This window comes from Amycolatopsis kentuckyensis, assembly GCF_002155975.1.
In the GTDB taxonomy this organism is placed as follows: domain Bacteria; phylum Actinomycetota; class Actinomycetes; order Mycobacteriales; family Pseudonocardiaceae; genus Amycolatopsis; species Amycolatopsis kentuckyensis.
On sequence record NZ_MUMI01000068.1, the window covers coordinates 23,699 to 45,619 of the forward strand.

Here is a 21,921-nt window from a genome sequence, read left to right on the forward strand (position 1 = left end):
CCCGCGCCGTCTGGGCAAGGCGTACACAGGTAAAAGCGCCGCTAAACGGACACGCCCCACTCTTTCGCGACGATTTCCCGGCACCGCCGCAAGTCGGTCACACCGGGCGCGGACGTGCAGCCCAGCGCCCTCGACGCCAGTTCCGCGTAGTGCTCCGCCAGCTCGTCCAGCGCCAGCGGACCGCGTGGCGAATACCACCTCGCGACGCCGCTGCACATCTCGAGCAGGGCGAGCCGGGTCACCGCCGGGTGCTCCACACGGAACACCCCGGCGGCCACGCCTTCGTCGATCGTGGCCGCCCACAGCCGTTCGTAGGCGTCCCGCAGGGCCACCACCGGCTCGCGCGCGGCCGGGGACAGGACGTCGACTTCGTTGTCCACCACCCGGGTTTCCGCCGGGCCGACGGCGTGCGCGAGGACGTGCAGCGCGACCAGCGTGCGCAGCCGGTGCACCGGGTCACCGCCGCCCGCGGTCGCCTCGCGGGCCGCGTCGAGGAGCCGGTTCAGCGCGGTCCGCATGATCTCCGCGAGCAGATCCTCCTTGGTTCCCATGTAGTGGTACAGGCTGGCCGAGGAGAGTTCCGCCTCCTGCGCCAGATCCCGGATACCGGTGCCGTGGAAGCCCTTGGTGGCGAACAGCTTCACCGCCGCCGCGCGCACCCGCTCCCGGCTGCTCACAGCCATGCTCCCGCCTTCGCGTCCCAGGAGCCGGCGCGCGGGTCGGCGACCTTCCGCAGCTCGCCCTTGGCCACCCGCTCCGACGGTGTCATCGGCAGCGAGTCGGCGAACGCCCAGAACCGCGGAACCTTGAAGTAGGCCAGTTTTCCGGCGCAGAACTCAGCGAGCTCGGCGGGGTCCGGCCGGTCGCCGTCGCAGACGACGTACGCCTTGATCTCCTCGCCGCGCAGCTCGTCGGGCACCGCGACGACGGCCGCCAGCCGCACCGCCGGGTGCAGCAGCAGCGCGCGCTCGACTTCGTCGGCGGAGACGTTCTCGCCGCTGCGGCGGATCATGTCCTTCGTGCGGCCGACGTAGTAGACGCGGCCGGCGGTGTCCATCCGGGCGAGGTCGCCGGTGTGGAACCAGCCGTTTTCGAATGCTTTCGCCGTCGCGTCCGGATCGTCGTGGTAGCCGTGCATCAGGCCGATGCCGCGGATCAGCAGCTGCCCGGTTTCCCCGCGCGGCACCGGCTTCCCGTCGTCGCCGGCGATCAGCACCTCGCGGTCCCGGCTCGGCCGCCCGATGCAGCCGGTGCCGACGGTCTCGTCGTGGTCGGCGGCGGTCATCCGGATGTCGCCGCCCGTTTCGGTCATCCCGAACGCCTCGTACCACGGCACGCCCCAGCGCGCCTCCAGCTCGGCGTGCAGGTCGTGCGGGATGGCGGACGCGCAGATCGCGCGGACCCGGTGGTCGCGATCGGCCTCCGACGGTTCCTGCCGCAGCAGCAGCGTCGGCATCAGGCCGAGGCAGTAGAACCAGGTGACGCCGTGCTCGCGCACCTTCGCCCAGAACGTGCTGGGGTGGAACCGGTCCAGGACGACGAGGGTGGCGCCCCCGGCGAGTCCCAACGCGACATTCCACTGTGGATCGATGTAGTGGAACGGCTGCGCGGTCAGGATGACGTCGTCCTCGCCGACGGCCGGGAAGTCGGTGGCCAGGCTCACCGCGAGGGTGGTCCAGTAGCGGTTCGGCAGGACGCAGCCCTTGGGCGCGCCGGTGGTGCCGGAGGTGTACTGGACGTTGACCGGCAATTCGGGCACCGGGGTGAATTCCGGCGGTGCGGCGTCGGTGCGGAGTTCGTCCGGGGTGACGACCTCGGTCACCCCGATCCGGCCGAGCAGGTCCGTGAACTCCGCCGCGGCGACGACCAGTTTCGCCCCGGAGTGCCGGAGGATGTGGGCGCCGTCGAACTCCTGGTAGTTCGTGTTGACCGGCACCAGCTGCGCGCCGATCTTCGCCAGCGCCAGCCAGGTGAGCGGGAACCCGGGTACGTTCCGCAGCATCACCGCGACCCGGTCGCCGGGGCCGATGCCGCGCTCGGTCAGCGCCGCGGCGATGCGCGAGCTTTCGCGGTCGACCTCGGCGAACGTGAACTCCTCGTTCAGGTGGTCGAACACCCAGGCCGTGCGGTCCGGCCAGAGCTCGGCGGCGCGCGTGACGAGCTCGGCGAGGGTCCCGATCTCGGCCAGGGGCGTCACGGCCGGCTCCGGAAGGCTTCGGTGGACGCGGCGACCGCGGCCGAGTGCTCGGTGATCAGGGCGTGGCTGACCTCGAGTTCGAGGGCGGGCTCGACGTCGATCGGGGTGTCGAGGACGCGCTTCGCCATCGCCGCGGCGGCCGGCGGGTGCTCGGCGATCCGCTTGGCCCAGCTCAGCGCTTCGGCCGGCAGCCGCTCGGCCGGGACGGCGGCGTTGACCATGCCCAGCTCGGCGGCCTTCCGGCCGTCGAATCGCTCGCCGAGCAGCAGAAGTTCCTTCGCCTTGAGCGGGCCGACCAGCAGCGGGAGCAGCCGCGACGCCGCGCCGGTGACGCTCAGCCCGAGCGAGACCTCGGGGAACGCGAACACGGCGTCCTCGGCGGCCAGGATCAGATCGCAGCCGAGCGCGAACTCGGCGCCGGCGCCGATCGCGTAGCCGTGGACCGCCGCGATCACCGGCTGGCGCAGCCCGCGCAGCCGTCGCGTGACGTCCTGGAGCCGGTCCAGCCGCGCCCGCGAGTCACCCGCGGGGGTGGGTTCCTTGAGGTCGTGGCCGGCGCAGAAGGCCCGGCCGTTCCCGGACAGCACGACGACCCGGGCGTCGCTGCGGGCGGCCGCGTCGAGGGCGGCGAGGAAGTCGTCGACCAGGACGGCGGCGACCGCGTTCAGCCGCTCGGGCCGGTTCAGCCGGATCTGCGCGATGCCGTCCTCGACGGCGAAGTCCACGGTGGGCATGAGGGCGATGCTAGACGTTCGATCGATCGATCGATAGCCTCTGCACCTGTGCGAGTCGATGCGGTCTACGAAAACGCCACCGTCTGGACGGGCGCGGGCGTCACCAGCGCCATCGCGGTCCTGCACGGCCGGGTGGTCGCGCTGGGGGACGACGCCCGCTCGCTTTCGGCGCGCTCGCGGGTCGACCTCGCCGGCGGGTTCGTCGTGCCCGGCTTCCACGACGCCCACAACCACATGGCGTGGTTCGGCATGGGCCTCGACGACGTGCCGCTCAGCGACTGCCGCAGCGTCGAGGAGGTCTACGACGCCGTCGCCGCGCGCGCCGCGACGCTGCCGGCCGGGAGCTGGGTGGTCGGGAGCGGGTACGACCAGAACAAGCTCGCCGGCGGGCACCCGGACCGCCACGGCCTCGACCGCGCCGCCCCGGGGATGCTCGTGCGGCTCAAGCACACGTCCGGGCACATGACCGTGGTCAACTCGGCCGTGCTCGACCAGCTCGACCTGGCGCACGTCCCGGTCGGCGGCGACGTCGTGTTCGCCGCCGACGGCTCGCCGACCGGCCTGCTGCGCGAGCAGGCCCAGCTCCTGCTGCGGCCGCTGACCTACCCGACGCCGGTGGCGCGGGTCGTGCGCGGGCTCGAGCGCGCGTCCGAGCGGTACCTGGCCGAGGGCATCACCAGCGTCCAGGAAGCCGGGATCGGCGGCGGCCTGGTCGGCGAGACGCCCGCCGAGCTGGCCGCCTACCAGGAGGCGCGCGACCGCGGCGTGCTGCGCGTGCGCAGCACGGTGATGGTCGCCGCGAGCGTGCTGCACGACCTGCCCGACGACGCCGGCTTCGGCCTCGACCTCGGCCTGCGCACCGGCCTCGGCGACGAGTGGCTGCGCGTCGGCCCGATGAAGTTGTTCGCCGACGGCTCCCTGGTCGGGCGCACCTGCGCGATGCACGACCCGTTCGACGGCGAGCCGGACAACCGCGGCTACTTCCAGGTGCCCGAGGACGAGCTGGCCCGCACGATCCGCCGTGCCCACGAGGCGGGCTGGCAGATCGCGACGCACGCGATCGGTGACCGAGCGGTCACCGTCGTCCTCGACGCCTACGAAGCCGCGTTGGCCGGTTCGCCGCGCACGGACCACCGGCACCGCATCGAGCACTGCGCGGTGCTTCAGCCCGCGGAGCTGTCCCGGCTCGCCTCGCTCGGCATCATCCCGTCGCCGCAGGGACGGTTCGTCAACGAGCTCGGCGACGGCATGCGCGCCGCGCTCGGCGAATCCCGCGTCCCGTGGTGCTACCGGCTGCGAAGCGTCCTCGACGCGGGTTGCGTGCTTCCCGCGTCCTCGGACCGGCCCGTCGTGAACGGCGCGCCACTGCTCGCCCTGGCCGACATGGTGCGTCGGCGCACGGCGTCAGGCGAGCCCTTCGCACCCGAAGAGGCGCTGACGCCGGAGCAGGCGTTGCGCGCGTACACGTACGGCTCGGCGTACGCGACCTTCGCCGAGCGTGACCTGGGCACGCTCGAACCCGGGAAGCTCGCCGACTTCGCCGTGCTGTCCGGTTCGCCCCTGGACGAGTCCGCTTTGGACGACCTCCGCGTGCAAGGCACCGCCGTCGGCGGCGAACTGCGTTATCAAGCCTGATGACTCACCTCCCCACGAATTCGTGTGCTTCCTCGGCCAGCGGGGCCCAGGGGTGTGGCGACCCCGGGTCCAGCGCCAGCCATTCCTTCATCGGGGTGCCCTTGTTGGCGTCGAAGCGCACCCCGTGCCCACCCTCGACCAGTTCGTCCACCCGGGCTCGGGGCAGCTTGAGCACCAGCCGCCCGCGGACGAACATCGCGAAGATCCGGCCGTCCGCGCGCAGCGCCGAGCGCCCGAACCCGCCGGTCGTGCCGGGTGGCGTGATGCCCGGACGTCCGGTGAACTCGTCGACCAGGTCCTCGAACTTCTCCTCTGGTGACATCGACCACCTCCGAGCACGACCGTAACGACCACCACCGACAAAAACCGGGAGGCGAGATGCCCGTCCGCGACGCCGTCTTCGAAGACATCGAGGAAATCTGCGCGCTCATCGAGGAGCACGCGGTCTACGAGGACAACCACGACCTGAAGCTGGACCGCGCCGAGATGAGCGGGCACCTGTTCGGGCCGGACCCGAAGGCGTGGGTGCTGATCGCGACCCCGCCCGGCGAGCCGGGGACGGTGGCCGGCTTCGCCTTCTGCAGCTGGAACTTCTCCACCTGGGAGGCCCGGCCGGGGATCTGGCTGGACGACCTGTTCGTCCGTCCCGCCCACCGGCGCTACGGGCTCGGCAGCGAGCTGCTCGACGAGCTGCGCAACCGCACGAGCGGGCGCGTCGAGTGGGACATGCAGGAAGGCAACGAAAAAGGCGCGGCGTTCTACGCCCAGCTCGGCGCCGAACCGGTGCCCGGCTGGATCCGCTACCGCTGGCGGCCGTGAACTTTCACGAGAAAGAACCCGGCCCCGTATCGTATGCGGTATGGGAGATGGTTCGGTCCGGAGGTCCTCGTCGGTCGAGGACTACGTCCGGGTGATCTACGGCCTGGTCGAGCGGGGAGAGGCGGTCACCAACGCGTCGCTCGCCGGCCGGCTGGAGGTCAGCCCGTCCTCGGCGTCGGGGATGGTCACGAAGCTGTCCCAGCTCGGGCTGGTCACCCACGCCCCGTACCGCGGCATCGAGCTCACGGCCGACGGCCGGCTCCTGGCGCGGTCGGTGCTCCGGCGGCACCGGCTGATCGAGACGTACCTGGTTTCGGAGCTCGGCTACACGTGGGACGAGGTCCACGCGGAGGCGGACGCGCTGGAGCACGCGGTGTCGGACAGGCTGGTCGAGCGCATCGCGGCGAAGCTCGGCAACCCGGTCCGCGACCCGCACGGCGACCCGATCCCGGCGCCGGACGGGAGCGTGGAGGAGCTGCCGGTCCGCATCCTGGACGACCTCCCGCCGGGCGCGGTCGGCGAGATCGTCCGGGTCTGGGACACGGACCCGGAGCTGCTGAGGTACCTGACGGAACACGCGATCAACCTGGGCGAACGCATCGAGGTCGTGGAGCGCCAGCCGTTCGGCGGCCCGATGGTGGTGAAGGTGGGCTCACCGCCGGATGCGGCGACGCACGCGATCGGCAAGGAGATCGCGCAGGCGTTGTCGGTCACCCTGCGCTGAGGGACGTACGCGCGGGTGACGTCGTGGAGCGGATGTGGTGACCGCCTCCCGCTCGCGACCATGGCCTGCATGAAACCCTTTCGCTTCGGCGTCGTCGCCGGTCACGCTCCCGACCTCACCTCGTGGACCGCTCAGGCCGAGCGGGTCGAGAAGCTCGGCTTCGACACCCTGCTCGCCACCGATCCCGTCGGGACCGCCGATCCCTTCGTCCTGCTCGGGGCCGCCGCCGCGGTGACCCTGGACCTCACCGTCGGCACCTTCGTGCTCGCCGACCCCTTCCGGGACGCGCAAGCCCTCGACTGGCAGGCGCAGACCCTCCACCGGCTGACCCGCGGCCGGTTCGAGCTCGGGCTCGGTGTCGGGCGGCCCGGGGGCGAAACCCACGCCGCGACCCTCGGCCGGGAATTCCCCTCACCGGGTGAGCGCATCACACGGATGGCCGCCACCATCGCGCACCTCAAGCGCACGCCCGACCGGCCGCGGCTGGTGCTGGCCGGCGGCGGGCCGAAAATGCTGGCGCTCGCCGCGCAAGAAGCCGACACCCTCACCTTCACCTGGCTGCCGCGGACCACCGAAGCCGAGGCCCAGTCCATTGTGGATCGATTCCGGGAACTCGCCGGGCCGCGGCTGCCGGAGATCGAGCTCGGCCTGAACCTGATGGCCGTCGGCACCGAACCGTCGCCGGTGATCGCGCGGTGGGCCGGGGCCGACGTGCCCGAACTCGCCGCCGGGGGTGCGGTGACCGTCCTGCCCGAGGAGCCCTCCGCGGCCGCGGAAACCCTTCTCCGCTGGCGGGAACGGTGGGGGATTTCCTACGTCACGATCAACTCCGGCTACGCGGAACCGTTCGCGGCGATCGCGGACGAGGTGCGCAAGGCAGGTGGGTGAGGGCCCTTCCGATCTTGGGAAGCGGCGCCTACGCTCCAATGTTCGTATTCGGGAGTGCTTCGGAGCGTTGTGATGACCGGTCAGCGAACACGCACCATCGACCGGGGGGAACAGGCGGAGCTGGGCCGGCTGCTGGCAGCCGGACCGTTCGACGTGGCCCTGCGGGCGGCGATCCGGGCCCGCGGCCTCGGCCTCGAGCGGATCCGCTATCGCTTGCGCGGCAGGGGAACCACGGTCAGCCTGGCCACCCTCAGCCACTGGCAGTCGGGACGGTGCCGGCCCGAGCGGCCGGAATCGTTGGAGGCCCTGCGGAATCTCGAGGACATCCTGAACGTGCCGGACGGCTCGCTCAGCAAACTCCTCGGCCCGCCGCGCAGCAGGACGAGGTTCCACGCGCTCAACTGAGCGGTGGCAACGGGAAGCTAGGCTCGCGCCCATGCGAGCTGTGGTCATGGAGGAGTTCTGCGTCCCGCCCGTCGTGCGGGACGTGCCCGAGCCGGTGGCCGCGCCGGGCGGTGCGGTGATCGAGGTCGACGCCACCGGCGTCTGCCGCAGTGACTGGCACACCTGGCAGGGGCACGACGCCGCCGTCACGCTGCCGCACGTCGCCGGGCACGAGCTCGCCGGCCGCGTCGTCGCGCTCGGCGACGGCGTCCGCGGCTGGGAGCTCGGCGCGCGCGTCACCGTGCCCTTCGTCTGCGCCTGCGGCAGCTGCCCGCAGTGCGCTCGTGGTGACCAGCAGATCTGCGACCGCGAGTTCCAGCCCGGCGCCACGCACTGGGGGTCGTTCGCCGAGCGCGTCGCCATCGAGCAGGCCGAGACGAACCTGGTCGCGCTGCCGGACTCGCTCGGCGCCGCCGAGGCCGCGGCCCTCGGCTGCCGGTTCGGCACGGCGTTCCGCGCGGTGCTGCGGCAGGGGCGCGTCAGCGCGGGCCAGTGGGTCTCGGTGTACGGCTGCGGCGGCGTCGGGATCTCCGCGGTGCTGCTGGCCGTCGCGGCCGGCGCCAAGGTCGTCGCCGTCGACGTCTCGACGGCGGCTCTGCAGCTGGCCGCGAAGTCGGGCGCGGCCGTCACGGTCGATTCCTCGGCGTTCGACGGCCCGGAAGCCGTCGCCGCGCACGTCCGCGAGCTGACCGGCGGCGGCACGCACGTCTCGCTCGACTGCCTCGGCGCGCCGTCGACCTGCGCGGCGTCGGTCGGCAGCCTCCGCAAGCGCGGCCGGCACGTCCAGGCGGGCCTGATGCCGCCCGCGCAGGGCATCGCCCCGATCCCGATGCACCGCGTCATCGGCGGCGAGCTGGAACTGGTCGGCATCCACGGGCTGCAGGCCCACGAGTACCCGGAGCTGCTGCGCGTCGTCGAGACGGCGGGCATCGACCTCGCCGCGCTGATCGGCCGGCGCATCGGGCTCGACGACGTCCCGGCCGCGCTGGCCGCGATGAACAACCCCGTTCCAGCTCAGGCGGGCGTCACCGTGGTGACGTTCCGTGATTGATCGGCGGCACCGCGGTCAAGAGACCGGTTCGTAGCTGATCCACGCTGGCTTGTGACATTCAGGTGTGGGAACGTCTACTTCATGGTGGCCCAGAGCGAGGGGATGCGGTCGCAGGACCGTCCCGTTGGTCCAATGGGGCGGCTCCTGCGACTGTTCGCCGCCGCGGGCGTCACGTTCCGCGGTCATCGCGTGGTGCCTTCGACGATCACCGAACGTGTGCGGCGGGAGTCTCCGGCACAATCGAGGTGATGGACGCCCTCCTGCCGCGCCCGCGTGCCGAACTCGCGCCCGGGGCGGTGCACCTGCCCGACTGGCTCGGCTTCGACGAACAGCGCGAGCTCGTCGCGGCCTGCCGCGGCTGGTCCGGCTACCGCCACACCCGGCTGCCCAACGGCGGGGTGATGTCGGTGAAGTCCGTCTGCCTGGGCTGGCACTGGTACCCGTACGGCTACTCGCGCACCACGGGCGCGGGGGCGCCGGTGCTGCCGTTCCCGGACTGGCTCGGCGACCTCGGCCGCCGCGCGCTGGCGGCCGCGTACGGGGAGCCCGCCGAGGCGTACGCGCCGGACATCGCGCTGGTCAACTTCTACGACGCCACCGCGAAAATGGGGCTGCACCAGGACAAGGACGAGCGCAGCCTCGAGCCGGTGGTCTCGTTCAGCCTCGGCGACGCCTGCGTGTTCCGCTTCGGCAACACCGAAACCCGCGGCCGGCCCTACACCGACGTCGAGCTGCGGTCGGGGGACGTGTTCGTGTTCGGCGGCCCGTCCCGGCTCGCCTACCACGGCGTGCCGAAGACGCTGCCGGGCACGGCGGACCCGGCGCTGGGCCTCGACGGGCGGCTGAACATCACGCTCCGGGTGTCCGGCTTCTAGTCCTCTGTGGACTCGTCGTCCTCCGGCACGACGATGAACCGGACAGCCAGCGCCCGCGAGCCTTCGGGGTGCTGCCCCGGCTCGGTGGCGTACTTCCAGAGCAGGTCCTGGTACTCCTCGACGAAGGACGTGACCTGCTCCTTCGTCAAGTGGAGTCCGGCGCGGTAGATCTGGTTCCAGCCCCCGGCGTCGTCGTAGCCCACGTAGGCCCGCGTGACCAGGCTCAGGTCGTGGCTCATCTTGAGGGCGCCGAGCTTGAGCATCGCCTCGCGCTCGTCCGGCGCCAGGTCGAGGCCGGGCGGGGTGTAGATGTCCTTCGACCGCGCCTTCCACCAGCGCTCGCGGCCGTCTCCGCGGTCCTCGAGTTCCTCGATCAGCTCCAGGTCGGCGAGCTTGCGGAGGTGGTAGCTGGTCGTCCCGGTGCTCTCGCCGAGGGCTTTCGCGACGCTCGTCGAGTTCGCTTCGCCGTGTTTGCCCAGGTAGCTGAGGATGTCTCGGCGCACCGGGTTGGCCAATGCCTTGTGGAAGGCCTTGAGGTCCGCGCCGGTCAGGACGCGTTTTTCGGGACGTTCGACCATGCCGGGAGGATACTACAGAGATTGTTTGCAAAGAATCTCTGCAATCGGCTACCTTGGATCGGGAGATCGGGGGTTGCGATGAAGAAGCTGTTCTGGGCGGCGGGGTTGTGCCTGCTGCCGTGGATCGCGGTACTGGGGATGACGCTGCCGGACGTCGTGGCGGCGCAGCACTGGCGGCTGGCGTGGACGGGCTTCGACGCGGCGGAAGCGGCCGGCCTGCTGCTCACGGCCTGGCTGCTGGGCCGCGGCGACGCGCGGACGCCGCTGGTGGCGACGGCCACGGCGACGCTGCTGCTGGCCGACGCCTGGTTCGACGTCGTGACGGCGGGCGACGACGTGGTGTTTTCGCTGCTCATGGCCACGCTGGAGGTGCCGCTGGCGCTGGCCTGCCTGTCGGTGGCCGCGCCGCGGCCGGTGCCGGCGCATGTCTGAGCTGGACGCGCGGCTGCGCGACGAGATCGACGACCAGGTCGCCGAGGCCCTCGACGCCTACCTCGCAGAGCTGAGCGTGCGGCGGCCCCGGCGCGCGTGGCCGGTGGTGGTGACGGTGGCACTGGGGGTCGTCACCACCGGGCTGGTCCCGGACGCGGCATGGGCGGCGTGGCTCGCGATCGCGGTCACGAACGTCGCCTGGCTGGTGGTCGTGAGTGGCAAGGCGGGTTAGCGCCCGCCTTGCCACTCACGACGCTGGGAGGAAGCGCACTTTCTGGCCCGGCCGCAGCTGGGCCGCCACATCGAGGTCCTCCTCCTCGACGACCGCGATCACCGGGTAGCCACCCGTCGTCGGGTGGTCGGCGTGGAACAGGATCGGCCGGCCCGAGGGCGGCACCTGCAGCGATCCCGGCACGCACGCCTCCGACGGCAACTCGTCGTGGCGCGCGCGGGCCAGTGCCGGCCCTATCAGCCGGATGCCGACGCGGTCCGAGTCCGGTGACACCGTGTACACAGTGGACAACAGTTCCTCCGGTGCCGTGAACCAGTCGCGACGCGGGCCCGGTGTCACGCGCAGCACCGGTTCCGCCGGCAGAGACGCCCGGGGCGCGAGGTCCACCACCGGAAACGCCCTCGGCGCCGGGCCGATCGGCAGCAGCATCCCGGCCGTCACCGGGGGCGGGCCGAGCTTGCCGAGCGTGTCCGTCGCGCGGGACCCGAGCACCGGCGGTACGTCGATCCCGCCGCGGACCGCGACGTAGCACCGCAACCCCGACACCGCCGTGCCCAGCGCCAGTTCTTCCCCCGGCCACAACGTGATCGGCCCGTTGAGCCCGCCCTTCGAGAGCGGGCAAGAAGCGCCGGTGACCGCCACCGTCGTCACGGCCGACGCCCGCAGCACCAGTCCGCCCAGCGTCACCTCCAGGGCCGCCGCTTCCGGAGGGTTCCCGACGAGCCGGTTGGCCAGCCGGAACGATCCGCGGTCGGCCGCACCCGACCGGCCGACGCCGAGGGCCGCGTGGCCCGGGCGGCCGAGGTCCTGCACCGTCGTCGTGAACCCGGGCCGGACGACTTCGAGCTTCACGACCGCACCGCCGTGAAGCGGACCCGGGTGCCCGGCGGCAGCAGGTTCGGCGGGTCGCGCTCGACGTCCCACACCGGCACGTCCGTGCGGCCCAGCAACCGCCAGCCGCCCGGTGACGCGCTCGGGTAGACCGCGCTGTACTCGCCCGCGATCGCCACCGAACCCGCCGGGATGCGGGTGCGCGGCGAAGACCGGCGGGACACGTGCAGGGCGGGGTCCGATCCGGTGAGGTAGGCGAAGCCCGGCGCGAAGCCGCAGAACGCCGAGACGTACGTACCCTCGGTGTGCCGGGAAACCAGCGAAGCCACGCTCATCCCCGTCTCCGCGGCGACGTCGGCCAGGTCTTCACCGTCGTACACCACCGGGATCACCACCACACCCGCTTCGGCCACCACACTGTCCACAGGGGACACCTGACGCAGCAGCGCACCCAGCCGTTCCGCGTTCGTCACCGACGGGTCGAAGCGGACCAGCAGGGTCCGTGCCGCCGGGACGAGTTCGACGACCCCGTCCGGCGGCGACTGCGTCAGGGCCGCTTGAAACCCCAGCACGTCGTCCGGCTCCACCAGCACCGCACGCCGCCCGCACGGCAGCAACCGGACGGTCATCCGGTGAACGCGCCGAGCTGGATGCCCGCCCCGAGCAGGGCCGCCTCGATCCGCCGGGCCAGCTCGACCGCGCCCGGCGTGTCCCCGTGCACGCACAGGGAATCCGGGCGCACGTCGAGCTTGGTGCCGTCCTCCGTCACGACGCCGCCGGTCGCCATGCCGACCGCGCGTTCGGCGACCACGTCGGCGTCGTGGAGGACCGCGCCCGGCTGCTTGCGCGACACGAGCCGGCCGTCCGCGGTGTAGGCCCGGTCGGCGAACGCCTCCGCGTACGCCACCACGCCCGCCGTCTCCGCCTGCCGCTGCATCTCCGAGTTCGGCAGGCAGAGCAGCGCCAGCGCGGGGTCGTAGCGGCGCAGGCCCTCGACGATCGCCGCGGCCTGCTCGGCGTCCCCCGCCGCGGTGTTGTACAACGCGCCGTGCGGCTTCACGTACGTCACGCGGCTGCCGGCCGCGCGGGCGAACGCGTCCAGCGCGCCGATCTGGTAGAGCACCTCGTTCGCCAGGTCGTCCGGTGCGATGTCGAGGGCGCGCCTGCCGAACCCGGCCAGGTCGCGGTAGCCGACGTGCGCGCCGATCGCAACGCCGCGTTCGGCCGCCAGCTCGCACACCCGCCGCATCACCGACGGGTCGCCGGCGTGGAAGCCGCACGCGACGTTCGCGCTGGTCACGATGTCGAGCATGGCTTCGTCGTCGCCCATCTTCCAGGCGCCGAAGCCTTCGCCGAGATCGCTGTTCAGATCCATTTCAACCCACCCGGTATTCGCTGTCGTACCGATCGGTGATGAACATGTACCCCGGTGCGTGGGTGATCGCAAAGGGGGGCCGGGACGCCATCAGCGCCGCCTGCGGGGTGACCCCGCAGGCCCAGAACACCGGGACGTCGCCGGGTTCGGCGTCCACCGGATCGCCGAAGTCCGGCCGCGAAAGGTCGTCGATGCCCAGTGCGCCCGGGTCGCCGATGTGCACCGGGCCGCCGTGCACGGCGGGCATCGCGCGGGTGATCCGGATGACGTCGGCGACGCGGTCCTCCGGGATCTGCCGCATCGACACCACCATCGGGCCGAACAGCCGCCCGGCGGGCTCGCACGGCCGGTTCGTCACGTACATCGCGACATTGCGGCCCTGGTCGACGTGCCGCAGCGGAACGCCCTCGGCGGCCAGCGCCGTCTCGAACGTGAAGCTGCAGCCGATGGAGAAGGCGACCATGTCGCTGCGCCACAGGCCGGTCGCGTCCGAGACCTCGCCGGCGAGGACGCCGTTCTGCCAGATCCGGTAGCGCGGCAGGTCGGTGCGCAGGTCCGCGCCCTCGGCGAGCCGGGTTTCCGGGTCGCCGGGGTCGGTGACGTCGAGCAGCGGGCACGCCTGCGGGTTGCGGGTGCAGAACAGCAGGACGTCGTAGGCCCAGTCCTCGGGCACGGCGATCAGGTTGGTCTGGGTGAAGCCGTTGGCCCAGCCGGTCGTGGGATGGGCGGTGCCGGTGCGGAACGCCGCCCGGGCCTGTGCCGGCGTGTAGGTGGCCGGCTCGTCGAAGGTCGTCATTTCGCCCCCTCAGTCCACGAGTTCGATGCCGCGGGTCTCCGGAAGGCCGAGCAGGGCCAGCACCGCGATGCCGTAGCCCAGCGCGCCGAACACGATCGCGCCGCCCGCGCCGAGGAAACCCACGATGGTCGGGAAGATCGCCCCGACCGCGCGGCCGAAGTTGTACGTGAAGCCCTGCCCGGTGCCGCGCAGCGCGGTCGGGTACAGCTCGGCGAGGAACGCGCCGAAGCCGCTGAAGATCGCGGACATCGAGAAGCCGAGCGGGAAGCCGAGCACCAGCACGAGACCGTTGGCGCCCGTGGGGATCTGCGTGTAGGCGACGATCAGCGCGGCCGAGAGCAGCGCGAACGTCAGGAACGTTTTCTTGCGCCCCAGCAGGTCGGTCAGGTAGCCGCCGCAGACGTACCCGACGAAGGCGCCGGTGATGAGGAACGCGAGGTAGCCGCCGGTGCCGATCACGGTGAGCTCGCGCGTCTTCTTCAGGTAGGACGGCAGCCACTGCGAAATCGTGTAGTACCCGCCCTGGACGCCGGTGGCCAGCAGCGCGGCGAAGAACGTCGTGCGCAGGAGGTCGCCCTTGAAGATCTGGCCGAGGGTGCCCTTCGGGCGTTCGGCCTTCAGGCGTTCTTCGGCGCGGGGCGCGTCCTGGACGCTCCTGCGGACCCACAGCACGAACAGCGCCGGGAGGACGCCGGTCCAGAACATGATCCGCCAGGCCATGTCGTCGCCGGCCACGCTGAACACCACGGTGTAGACGATCACCGACAGACCCCAGCCGACGGCCCACGCGCTCTGCACGAACGCCACGGTCCGGCCGCGGTACTTGGCCTGCGAATACTCGGCGACCAGGGCCGCGCCGGCCGCCCACTCGCCGCCGAAGCCCAGGCCCTGCAGCGCGCGGAAGACCAGCAGCGTCTCGAAGTTGGGCGCGAAGCCACAGAGCACGGTGAAGATCGTGTACATCGCGATGGTGATCTGCAGCGTCCGGACGCGGCCGATGCGGTCGGCGAGCATGCCGGCGCCGACGCCGCCGACCGCCGACACGACCAGCGTCGTCGTGCCGAGCAGGCCGGCTTCGCCGCTCGAAATGCCGAAGTACGCGGTGATCGCGGCCAGGCCGAGCGGCAGGGTCTGGTAGTCGAACGAGTCCAGGCCGTACCCGCCGAACGCGCCCGCGAAGGCGCGGCGACCACGTTTTCCGAGTGTGCGGAACCAGTCGAACGGCCGAGCCTCGGTAGCGGTAGTGGCAGTCATGGGGCACCTCCTGGCCAGTGTCTCTCATGGTGGCGTGCCTCACACGGTAGAGATTGTTGAACAATTCCACAAGATGCCAATTGGATCGTCCCCCGAGTGGCGGGTAGCCTTGGTGACGTGGTCATCGAAGACAGCGGCGCCTCGGGCCTGGAAGCCGATCGCGGCCTGGTCACGCGCAAGAGCACGGCCGAGCGGGTCGCCGGCGTCCTCCGCAAGCGCATCGCGGAGGGGTTCTTCCTGCCCGGCGGGCGGCTGTCGGAGCAGGACATCGGCAACGCGCTCGGCGTCTCCCGCAACACGCTGCGCGAGGCGTTCCGGCTGCTCACGCACGAGCGGCTGCTCGCTCACGAGCTCAACCGCGGGGTCTTCGTCCGCATCCCGAGCGTCGAGGACGTCGTCGACATCTACCGGGTGCGCAAGATCATCGAGTGTGCCGCGGTCCGCGGGCTGAAGGCCAAGCCGGCGTCCTTCGCGCGGATCAAGGAGAAGGTCGACATCGGCGACGAGGCCGCGCGCACCGGCAACTGGAAGGACCTCGGCACCGCGAACGTCTGGTTCCACCAGGAGCTGGCCGCGCTGTCGGGCAGCGAGCGGGTGAACGAGCTGGTCGGCAGGCTGACCGCCGAGCTGCGGCTGGTGTTCCACATCATGGCCGAGCCGCGGCGCTTCCACGAGCGCTACCTGCCGCGCAACCACGAAATCCTGGACCGCATCGAGGCCGGCGACGGCCCGGGCGCGGAACAGCTGCTGCTGAAGTACCTCGAAGACGCCGAAGAACAGCTGGTGGACGCGTACGCCGACCGTGCCGACGCGGCCCGCGCGGCGATCGCGGCCGAGTAGGTCCATTCGGGCACGGTTGGCGTCCGGACGGCCCCAGCACGAGCCGCGCGCCACACGCGGTCGATAACCTCGGGGTCGGTCCCGCCGCCGGATACCCCCAGCGGCAGGCGGGACCCCACGCTGCCGGGTCGCCGCTTCCCCAGGGCCGCGGCCCGGCAGCCCAAACGCCGTGAAGGCCGCCTCGCGACGGCCTTCACGGACTTGCCGGGGTCAGCCGGCGTAGCGGGCGAAGATCCTCGTGAAGTCCCACGCCTGCTGGGAAACGCCGGAACAGGTGTCGTTGTTCGGGTAGCCGCCGGGGCACGGGCGGTCGCGGTTCGCGGACCAGAACGTCAGCCGGGCCAGGTGGTGCGCGTTCGCGTAGCCCAGGATGGTCGTGAAGTCGTTGAGCGTGACCGTCTCGTTGTTGTCGGTGATGCCGTTCATCGACGAGATGCCCATGTGCCGGTAGGCCGTGTCGTCGTCGTAGCCGTACGCGCTCTTGACGACGTTCTTCAGGCCCTCGGCCGCCCGCTGCGTCAACGTGCCCATGTTCTGGCCCGCGCCGCCGAAGTCGAACGGCATGATCACCCAGCCGTCGACCGTGAGACCGGATTGGGCCGCCCGGTTGACCAGGCTGTTGTCGGGCCCCGACTGGCCGGTGCCGAAGGTGACGTAGAGCTTGATACCCGGGTTGTTCGCCCGGACCGTCTTCAGCGCGTCGACCGTGCGCTGCTGCACGGTGGGGTTGCTGTAGGCGTCGGCCTCGATGTCGATGTCGATCGCCTTGAGGCCGTAGGCGTTGATCACCTTCTGGTAGCCCGCCGCCAGTTCGCCCGCGCTGCCGCACGACGACTCGAGCTTGTTGCCGGAGTAGCCGCCGAACGACGGGATGACGTCGCCGCCGCCCGCGCGGACGGTGTTGATCGTGTTCTGGTCGACGCCGCCGGTCAGCGCCCGGCCGCCGTCCCACTGCGGGTTGCAGTAGCCGTTGGACAGGATGAAGGCCAGCGTGAACCACTTGACGCCGGTGGCGTTCTGGATCGTCGCCGGGTTGGGCGGGTCGCCCCAGCCGTTGTAGAGGTAGGGCGCGACGGCCATCACACCCGGTCCGGGCGGCGGGGTGGTGCCACCGCTCGGCAGCGTCCACTGCTGGTTGGCCGTGCTCGCGCAGGTCCAGATCTGCAGGCGGGTGCCGTTGGCGCTGGAGTTGCCGGTGGCGTCGAGGCACTTGCCGGACCCGGTGTTGACCAGGTTCTTCGCCGCGTTGGCCGTCCACTTCTGGGCGGTGGAGCCGTTGCAGTCCCAGAGCTGGATCGTCGTGCCGTTCGCCGTGCCCGCGCTGGTCACGTCGAGGCACTTGCCCAGCGCCTGCAGGGAGCCGTCGCTGCCGACCGTCCACTGTTGAGCGTTCGTGCCGTTGCAGTCGTAGAGCTGGACGGCGGTGCCGTTGGCGGTGCTCGCGCCGGCGACGTCGACGCACTTGCCGCCGAGGCCGGTGATCGGGCCGGTCGCCGCCTGCGCGACGCCCGGGGCGAGCACCAGCGCCGAAGCGGCGACCAGCGCGCTCAAAGCTGCTGTCTTCTTCATGCGGGTACGTTCCACTTCTGGTTGGCGGCGCCGGTGCAGGTCCAGATCTGCAGCCGGGTGCCGTTGGCGCTGGAGTTGCCGGTCGCGTCGACGCACTTGTTCGAACCCGCGCCGACGAGGTCCTTGGCCGCGGTGGCCGCCCACCTTTGGTTGGCCGTGCCGCCGCAGTCCCACAGCTGGAGCTGTGCTCCGTCCGCTGTGGACTGCCCGGTGACGTCGAGGCACTTGCCGAGGGCCTGCAGGGTCCCGTCGGTGCCGACGGTCCACTGCTGGGCACCCGAGCCGTTGCAGTCGTAGAGCTGGACCGCGGTGCCGTTGGCGCTGTTCGCGCCGGCGACGTCGACGCACTTGCCGCCGAGGCCGGTGATCGGGCCGGTCTTGCCGGTGCCGCCGCCGCTGCCCTGGTTGCCGCTCCAGGTGAACGTCGCCGACGTGCGGCCGGGCAGGGTGTAGGTGAACGAGGAGTTGCCCCAGTTCACCCGCACGCTCTGGTTGCCGGTGCCGGAGTTGTAGGCGATGAGCGCCTTCGAGCCGTCCGGGTTCTTCCAGGCGACGTTGCGGACGGTCGCGTTGTCGTTCGAGTCGATCCGGTAGGCGCCCGGCTTCACGAACTTCGTCAGGTGCCCCATGGTGTAGTACTCGACGGTGTAGTCGACCTGCCCGCTGCGCGAGTCTCCGTTGTGGACGGTGATCAGGCCGGTGCAGGTGCCGCAGCCGCCGTTGTGCGGTCCCATGTTCTGGTCGACGCCGAGGCTCCACTTGACGAAGCTCTTCGACCAGTTCCGCGTGTAGTCGACGATGTTGTTCATGTCCTCGGCCTGCTGGTTCGAGATCCAGGTGCCGCCGGAGTGCTCGGTCGAGTAGGCGTTGACGTTCGGGTACTGGTTGTGCGTGGTCGTCTGCTGGGCGATGTTGCCGCCGTAGCCGTGCCAGGCCACGCCCCCGAAGTTCGGGTGGGTGCGGATGGCCGCGTCGTCCATCGTGGGCGCGCCGTAGGAGGCGTAGGTGTCCCAGTTCCAGTCGAGCGCGAGGACCTTTGTGGGCAGTCCGGCGTTCTGGAGCGCGGGCAGCAGGTTGTTCTTGGCGAAGTACGCCAGGCCGGCCCCGTTCCAGTTGGTCGACGGGTAGCTCGCGCAGCACGTCGGCTCGTTCTGCATCGAGACGTAGTCGATCGGCACGCCCGCGGCCTGGTAGGCCTGGAGGTACTTGACGAAGTACTGCGCGTAGGCCGGGTAGTACTGCGATTCGACCCAGCCGAGCAGGTAGCTGTCGTTGTCCTTCATCCACGGCGGCGCGCTCCACGGCGACGCCATCACCTTGGCCTGCGGGTTGAGCTGCTTGGCCTGCTTGGTCAGCGGCAGCACGTCGGCCTGGTCGTGGGCGATGGAGAAGTGCGTCAGGTTCGGGTCGGTCTGGCCGGCCGGCACGTCGTCGAAGGTGTAGCTGTAGCGGGCCAGGTCGGACGCGCCGAGCGGGTTGCGGATGAAGCTCAGCCCGATGCCGCTGCTCGGGTCGAACAGCTTGCGCATCGTGTCGTCGCGGGTGGCCTGGGACAGTGCCCCGCTCGAGTTCAGCAGCCAGGCCGCGGTGTCCGTGAAGGACGCGCCACCGCCCTCGAACTGCTGGTAGGTGGTGTTCTCGTTGACGTTGATGGTCACCCCGCCGCTGCCGGTGCCGGCGGCGAACGTGACCGGCGTCTGCTGCTGGAGGCCGCGGGTGACCGTCCGGCCGCCGGCGTCGCTGGTCGTGGTGAGCCAGACGTTGACCGGTTCGCCCGCGGCCTGCGCGGGTGCGGCGAGGGTGGCCGCGGCGACGGCGGTCACCCCGGCCAGTGCCAGGAGAGAGCGTTTTCTCATGGGAGCGTCCACTTCTGGTTCGCGCCGGACCCGCAGGTCCAGATCTGGAGCCGGGTGCCGTTGGCACTGGAGTTGCCGGTGGCGTCGAGGCACTTGCCGGACCCGGCGTTCACGAGGTTGCTCGCCGAATTGGCCGACCACTTCTGGGCGCTGCTGCCGTTGCAGTCCCAGAGTTGGGTCGGCGTGCCGTTCGCGGTGCCCGCGCTCGTGACGTCGAGGCACTTGCCGAGCGCCTTGAGGGTTCCGTCGGTGCCGACCGTCCACTGCTGAGCGCTGGTGCCGTTGCAGTCGTAGAGCTGGACGGCGGTTCCGTTGGCGGTGCTCGCGCCGGCGACGTCGACGCACTTGCCGCCGATGCCGGTGATCGAGTGTTGGGTGGGCGGTGTCGTGGTGCCGCCGGCGAACTGCGTCGCGACCTGCTCGCCGAGGCTGACCGCGTTGGCGTGGTTCTCGATCGGGTTGACGTGCGTGTTCGGGAAGACGATGTACGTCACCGGGCCTTCGGTGCCGCCGTTCTTCGGGTCGGGGTTGATGCCGAGGCTGACAGCGGTGGCGTAGGAAGCCTCACCGATGATGCTCGTCGGGCCGGTGTCGCCGACCACGGCGTAGGTGACCTGGTTGTTGTAGATCACCGCCACGACCGAACCGCCGTCGATGCCGTAGTTGCGGTAGTCCCAGGTGGACGTCGGCTGGGGCAGGACGATGTACGGGAGCTGTGCCGCGTTGAGCGGCTGGTCGGTCGAGGTGTGGAACGCGGTGTCGGGGTAGAAGCAGCAGTCGGTGTTCTCGTTGCACTGCGTCGTGCGGACGCCGTCGCAGTCGATGTCCATGTCGGCCGTGAAGAACACCGCGCCGTTCGCCTGGCAGACGGGCACGGCGGCCGCGCCGCCTTCGTCGAAGGAATACTTGCCGTTCGAGATCTGCTGGCAGGATTGGGTTTTGGCGAGCAGCTGGCTCGCGGACGGACCGGCGTCCACTGTGGCCTGGGCCTGGCCGGTCGTGAGGAAGGAAAGCGCTAACAGGGCACACCCCATTAGCGCGACGAGGATTCGCCGCACTTCGGTTCTCCTTGGGGAGTGGGCCGGGAGCTACGCGCTCCCGGCCCCGGGGATCAGGGAGTGGTCCACTTCTGGTTCGCGCCGCCGCCGCAGGTCCAGATCTGCAGGCGGGTGCCGTTCGCGCTGGAGTTGCCGGTGGCGTCCAGGCACTTGTTCGCGTTCGGGTTGACGATGTCCTTCGCCCCGGTCACGACCCATTGCTGCGCACCGGTTCCGTTGCAGTCGTAGAGCTGCACCGGTGTCCCGTCCGCGGTGCCGGCGCCGGAGACGTCCATGCACTTGCCGAGGGCGCGGATGGTGCCGTCGGTGCCGACGGTCCAGTTCTGCGCGGCGTTGCCGTTGCAGTCGGTGATCTGGATCGGCGTGCCGTTGGCGGTGTTCGCGCCGGCGACGTCGACGCACTTGCCGCCGATGCCGGTGATCGTGCCGGTCCGGCCGCCGCCGCTGCCCGAGGTGTTCGTGACGTGCACGTAGTCGACGACCAGCTGCTGCGGGAACTGCGTGCTGCTGTTGGGATCGCCGGGCCAGTACCCGCCGACGGCGAGGTTGAGGATGAGGAAGAAGCTGTGGTCGTACACCCAGCGGTTGCCGTTGAGGTCCGACGGCGTGCGCGTCTGGTAGAGGTTGCCGTCGACGTACCACTTGATCTGGTTGGGCGCCCAGTCGATGGCGTAGGTGTGGAAGTCGTCGGAGAAGTTCGGGCCGTTGTAGGCCGCGCCGATGCCGCCGGCGCCGGAGTAGCCGGGGCCGTGGATGGTGCCGTGCACGGTGTTCGGCTCGAAGCCGACGTTCTCCATGATGTCGATTTCGCCGTCGGTGGGCCAGTTCCCGCCGCCGAGCATCCAGAAGGCGGGCCACATGCCCTGCCCGCGCGGGAGTTTCATGCGCGTCTCGAAGTGACCGTAGGCCTGGCTGAACCTGCCGGCGGTGTTGAGGCGCGCGGAGGTGTACTCGCAGCGGCCGTACCAGCAGTTGTAGTTGCCGGGGTTTTCCTTCTTGGCGGTGATGACGAGGTGGCCTTGGCCGTCGAGCTGGGCGTTGTTGGTGCCGGAGGTGTAGTACTGCCGCTCGTGGTTGTTGACGTTGTCGCCGGTTTCGAGCTGCCACTTGGACCCGTCGACACCGGCGCCCGCGGGGCCGTTGAAGTCGTCGGTGAACGTGGCTGCCGCCGCGGCCGGCGACGGGTTGATGACTTGCTGCCCGAGGAGGAGCAGCGAACAGGCGGCGAGGAGTGCCGCCCAGCGGTTCTTTTTGGAGGTGGACATCGTTGTCGCCTCTCTCACCGTGGGGGAACGGCGTTCCGCGCGCAGCACGGAACGCGGGGAGGGGGAAGGTAGGCCGCGCCTGCCGGGGCGGCGGCAGGAGTGACCGTGCGTGTGTGCGCCGGGGCCCGCGACGGTGCACGGGCGGCGGCTTTGTTGTGTCTGGCAACAAAGTATGCATGGTCCAGACAAGGCGGGCAACCGTCGGGCGGGCATTTTTTTTCAACCCGAATTAAGGGTTGGTTGATGACGTGGCCCAGGGGGTTGGGTTGGCGGGACGCGTGGTGCGGTGCTGGTGGTGGGGGTTCCCGGTCAGCGGGGCATGTGCTCCGCTTCGGGTGGTGGCCGCTGGCTTGGTTGCGTCCTTCCGGCACCCCGAAGCTGTCATTGTGACTACGGCCGGCAGGGCCGCGTCAAGGCGGGAAAGCGTGCCTTGACCCGGCCCTGCCGGCCGTGTTTCGGCTTCGGATC

24 protein-coding genes are annotated in these 21,921 nt (G+C 70.9%); 10 read left to right on the forward strand and 14 right to left on the reverse strand.

The features are described from left to right. Window positions 1-41: 41 nt before the first annotated feature. From CCN39_RS07165 to CCN39_RS07175, 3 genes are read right to left on the reverse strand one after another with little or no spacing between them, the layout of a single operon-like run. The gene (locus CCN39_RS07165; protein ID WP_086839579.1) at window positions 42-677 is read right to left on the reverse strand and encodes a TetR/AcrR family transcriptional regulator; all 636 of its coding nucleotides are present in this window, start codon (window positions 675-677) and stop codon (window positions 42-44) included. Beyond that, window positions 674-2,197 carry an ATP-dependent acyl-CoA ligase gene (locus CCN39_RS07170; protein ID WP_086839582.1) on the reverse strand — a complete coding sequence of 508 codons (1,524 nt, stop codon included), beginning with the start codon at window positions 2,195-2,197 and terminating at the stop codon, window positions 674-676. Before CCN39_RS07170 ends, CCN39_RS07165 begins: the two co-directional genes overlap by 4 nt. Next, on the reverse strand, window positions 2,194-2,931 hold the full coding sequence (locus tag CCN39_RS07175; protein ID WP_086839584.1) for an enoyl-CoA hydratase/isomerase family protein: 738 nt from the start codon (window positions 2,929-2,931) through the stop codon (window positions 2,194-2,196). The genes CCN39_RS07170 and CCN39_RS07175 overlap by 4 nt, the downstream gene beginning before the upstream one ends. A gap of 48 nt (window positions 2,932-2,979) precedes the next feature. Between CCN39_RS07175 and CCN39_RS07180 the strand changes: the two genes are divergently transcribed. Next, entirely contained in the window at window positions 2,980-4,566 is a 1,587-nt protein-coding gene (locus CCN39_RS07180) for an amidohydrolase (RefSeq protein WP_086839586.1), read from the forward strand. A 4-nt stretch (window positions 4,567-4,570) separates the two neighbouring features. On the opposite strand, the gene CCN39_RS50645 is transcribed toward CCN39_RS07180, so the two are convergent. Then, window positions 4,571-4,888 (reverse strand): hypothetical protein, encoded by a 318-nt coding sequence (locus CCN39_RS50645; protein WP_167454999.1) that lies wholly within the window; start codon window positions 4,886-4,888, stop codon window positions 4,571-4,573. 56 nt (window positions 4,889-4,944) lie between these two features. Between CCN39_RS50645 and CCN39_RS07190 the strand changes: the two genes are divergently transcribed. From CCN39_RS07190 to CCN39_RS07215, 6 genes are all read left to right on the forward strand, one after another. Continuing rightward, the gene (locus CCN39_RS07190) at window positions 4,945-5,385 is read left to right on the forward strand and encodes a GNAT family N-acetyltransferase (RefSeq protein ID WP_086839588.1); all 441 of its coding nucleotides are present in this window, start codon (window positions 4,945-4,947) and stop codon (window positions 5,383-5,385) included. A 40-nt stretch (window positions 5,386-5,425) separates the two neighbouring features. Next, entirely contained in the window at window positions 5,426-6,109 is a 684-nt protein-coding gene (locus CCN39_RS07195) for a metal-dependent transcriptional regulator (protein ID WP_086839591.1), read from the forward strand. A gap of 69 nt (window positions 6,110-6,178) precedes the next feature. Next, on the forward strand, window positions 6,179-6,997 hold the full coding sequence (locus CCN39_RS07200) for an LLM class flavin-dependent oxidoreductase (RefSeq protein WP_086839626.1): 819 nt from the start codon (window positions 6,179-6,181) through the stop codon (window positions 6,995-6,997). Between the two features lie 72 nt (window positions 6,998-7,069). Continuing rightward, on the forward strand, window positions 7,070-7,402 hold the full coding sequence (locus CCN39_RS07205; protein WP_167455000.1) for a transcriptional regulator: 333 nt from the start codon (window positions 7,070-7,072) through the stop codon (window positions 7,400-7,402). A gap of 31 nt (window positions 7,403-7,433) precedes the next feature. Continuing rightward, window positions 7,434-8,492: an alcohol dehydrogenase catalytic domain-containing protein gene (locus CCN39_RS07210; protein WP_208630165.1), complete on the forward strand. Its 1,059-nt coding sequence runs from the start codon at window positions 7,434-7,436 to the stop codon at window positions 8,490-8,492. 248 nt (window positions 8,493-8,740) lie between these two features. Then, complete coding sequence (locus CCN39_RS07215) at window positions 8,741-9,367, forward strand: alpha-ketoglutarate-dependent dioxygenase AlkB family protein (protein ID WP_208630166.1); 627 nt, start codon at window positions 8,741-8,743, stop codon at window positions 9,365-9,367. Here CCN39_RS07215 and CCN39_RS07220 read toward each other — a convergent pair. Further along, window positions 9,364-9,945 carry an ArsR/SmtB family transcription factor gene (locus CCN39_RS07220; RefSeq protein ID WP_086839599.1) on the reverse strand — a complete coding sequence of 194 codons (582 nt, stop codon included), beginning with the start codon at window positions 9,943-9,945 and terminating at the stop codon, window positions 9,364-9,366. The genes CCN39_RS07215 and CCN39_RS07220 overlap by 4 nt on opposite strands. 78 nt (window positions 9,946-10,023) lie before the next feature. On the opposite strand from CCN39_RS07220, the gene CCN39_RS07225 reads away from it, so the two are divergent. Continuing rightward, window positions 10,024-10,377, forward strand: coding sequence for a hypothetical protein (locus tag CCN39_RS07225; protein WP_086839601.1), 354 nt, complete (start codon window positions 10,024-10,026; stop codon window positions 10,375-10,377). Next, the gene (locus CCN39_RS07230) at window positions 10,370-10,609 is read left to right on the forward strand and encodes a hypothetical protein (RefSeq protein ID WP_086839603.1); all 240 of its coding nucleotides are present in this window, start codon (window positions 10,370-10,372) and stop codon (window positions 10,607-10,609) included. The genes CCN39_RS07225 and CCN39_RS07230 overlap by 8 nt, the downstream gene beginning before the upstream one ends. 15 nt (window positions 10,610-10,624) lie before the next feature. On the opposite strand, the gene CCN39_RS07235 is transcribed toward CCN39_RS07230, so the two are convergent. From CCN39_RS07235 to CCN39_RS07255, 5 genes are read right to left on the reverse strand one after another with little or no spacing between them, the layout of a single operon-like run. Further along, window positions 10,625-11,461, reverse strand: a complete 837-nt coding sequence (locus CCN39_RS07235; RefSeq protein WP_086839604.1) for a 5-oxoprolinase subunit C family protein — start codon at window positions 11,459-11,461, stop codon at window positions 10,625-10,627. Then, window positions 11,458-12,069, reverse strand: coding sequence for a 5-oxoprolinase subunit B family protein (locus CCN39_RS07240; protein ID WP_086839606.1), 612 nt, complete (start codon window positions 12,067-12,069; stop codon window positions 11,458-11,460). Before CCN39_RS07240 ends, CCN39_RS07235 begins: the two co-directional genes overlap by 4 nt. Further along, window positions 12,066-12,815 carry a LamB/YcsF family protein gene (locus tag CCN39_RS07245; RefSeq protein WP_086839608.1) on the reverse strand — a complete coding sequence of 250 codons (750 nt, stop codon included), beginning with the start codon at window positions 12,813-12,815 and terminating at the stop codon, window positions 12,066-12,068. The genes CCN39_RS07240 and CCN39_RS07245 overlap by 4 nt, the downstream gene beginning before the upstream one ends. A 1-nt stretch (window position 12,816) precedes the next feature. Next, window positions 12,817-13,611: a putative hydro-lyase gene (locus tag CCN39_RS07250; RefSeq protein WP_086839610.1), complete on the reverse strand. Its 795-nt coding sequence runs from the start codon at window positions 13,609-13,611 to the stop codon at window positions 12,817-12,819. A 9-nt stretch (window positions 13,612-13,620) separates the two neighbouring features. Next, window positions 13,621-14,865: an MFS transporter gene (locus CCN39_RS07255; RefSeq protein WP_086839612.1), complete on the reverse strand. Its 1,245-nt coding sequence runs from the start codon at window positions 14,863-14,865 to the stop codon at window positions 13,621-13,623. 117 nt (window positions 14,866-14,982) lie between these two features. On the opposite strand from CCN39_RS07255, the gene CCN39_RS07260 reads away from it, so the two are divergent. Further along, window positions 14,983-15,705 carry a GntR family transcriptional regulator gene (locus CCN39_RS07260; RefSeq protein ID WP_086839614.1) on the forward strand — a complete coding sequence of 241 codons (723 nt, stop codon included), beginning with the start codon at window positions 14,983-14,985 and terminating at the stop codon, window positions 15,703-15,705. Between the two features lie 210 nt (window positions 15,706-15,915). Here CCN39_RS07260 and CCN39_RS07265 read toward each other — a convergent pair whose 3' ends face one another. From CCN39_RS07265 to CCN39_RS07280, 4 genes are read right to left on the reverse strand one after another with little or no spacing between them, the layout of a single operon-like run. Continuing rightward, window positions 15,916-17,274 carry a chitinase gene (locus CCN39_RS07265; protein ID WP_086839616.1) on the reverse strand — a complete coding sequence of 453 codons (1,359 nt, stop codon included), beginning with the start codon at window positions 17,272-17,274 and terminating at the stop codon, window positions 15,916-15,918. Then, entirely contained in the window at window positions 17,271-19,130 is a 1,860-nt protein-coding gene (locus tag CCN39_RS07270; RefSeq protein ID WP_244210655.1) for a ricin-type beta-trefoil lectin domain protein, read from the reverse strand. The genes CCN39_RS07265 and CCN39_RS07270 overlap by 4 nt, the downstream gene beginning before the upstream one ends. Continuing rightward, window positions 19,127-20,188: a glycoside hydrolase family 75 protein gene (locus tag CCN39_RS07275; RefSeq protein WP_244210656.1), complete on the reverse strand. Its 1,062-nt coding sequence runs from the start codon at window positions 20,186-20,188 to the stop codon at window positions 19,127-19,129. The genes CCN39_RS07270 and CCN39_RS07275 overlap by 4 nt, the downstream gene beginning before the upstream one ends. Before the next feature lie 53 nt (window positions 20,189-20,241). After that, complete coding sequence (locus CCN39_RS07280; RefSeq protein WP_086839617.1) at window positions 20,242-21,453, reverse strand: glycoside hydrolase family 16 protein; 1,212 nt, start codon at window positions 21,451-21,453, stop codon at window positions 20,242-20,244. Between the last annotated feature and the right edge of the window lie 468 nt (window positions 21,454-21,921).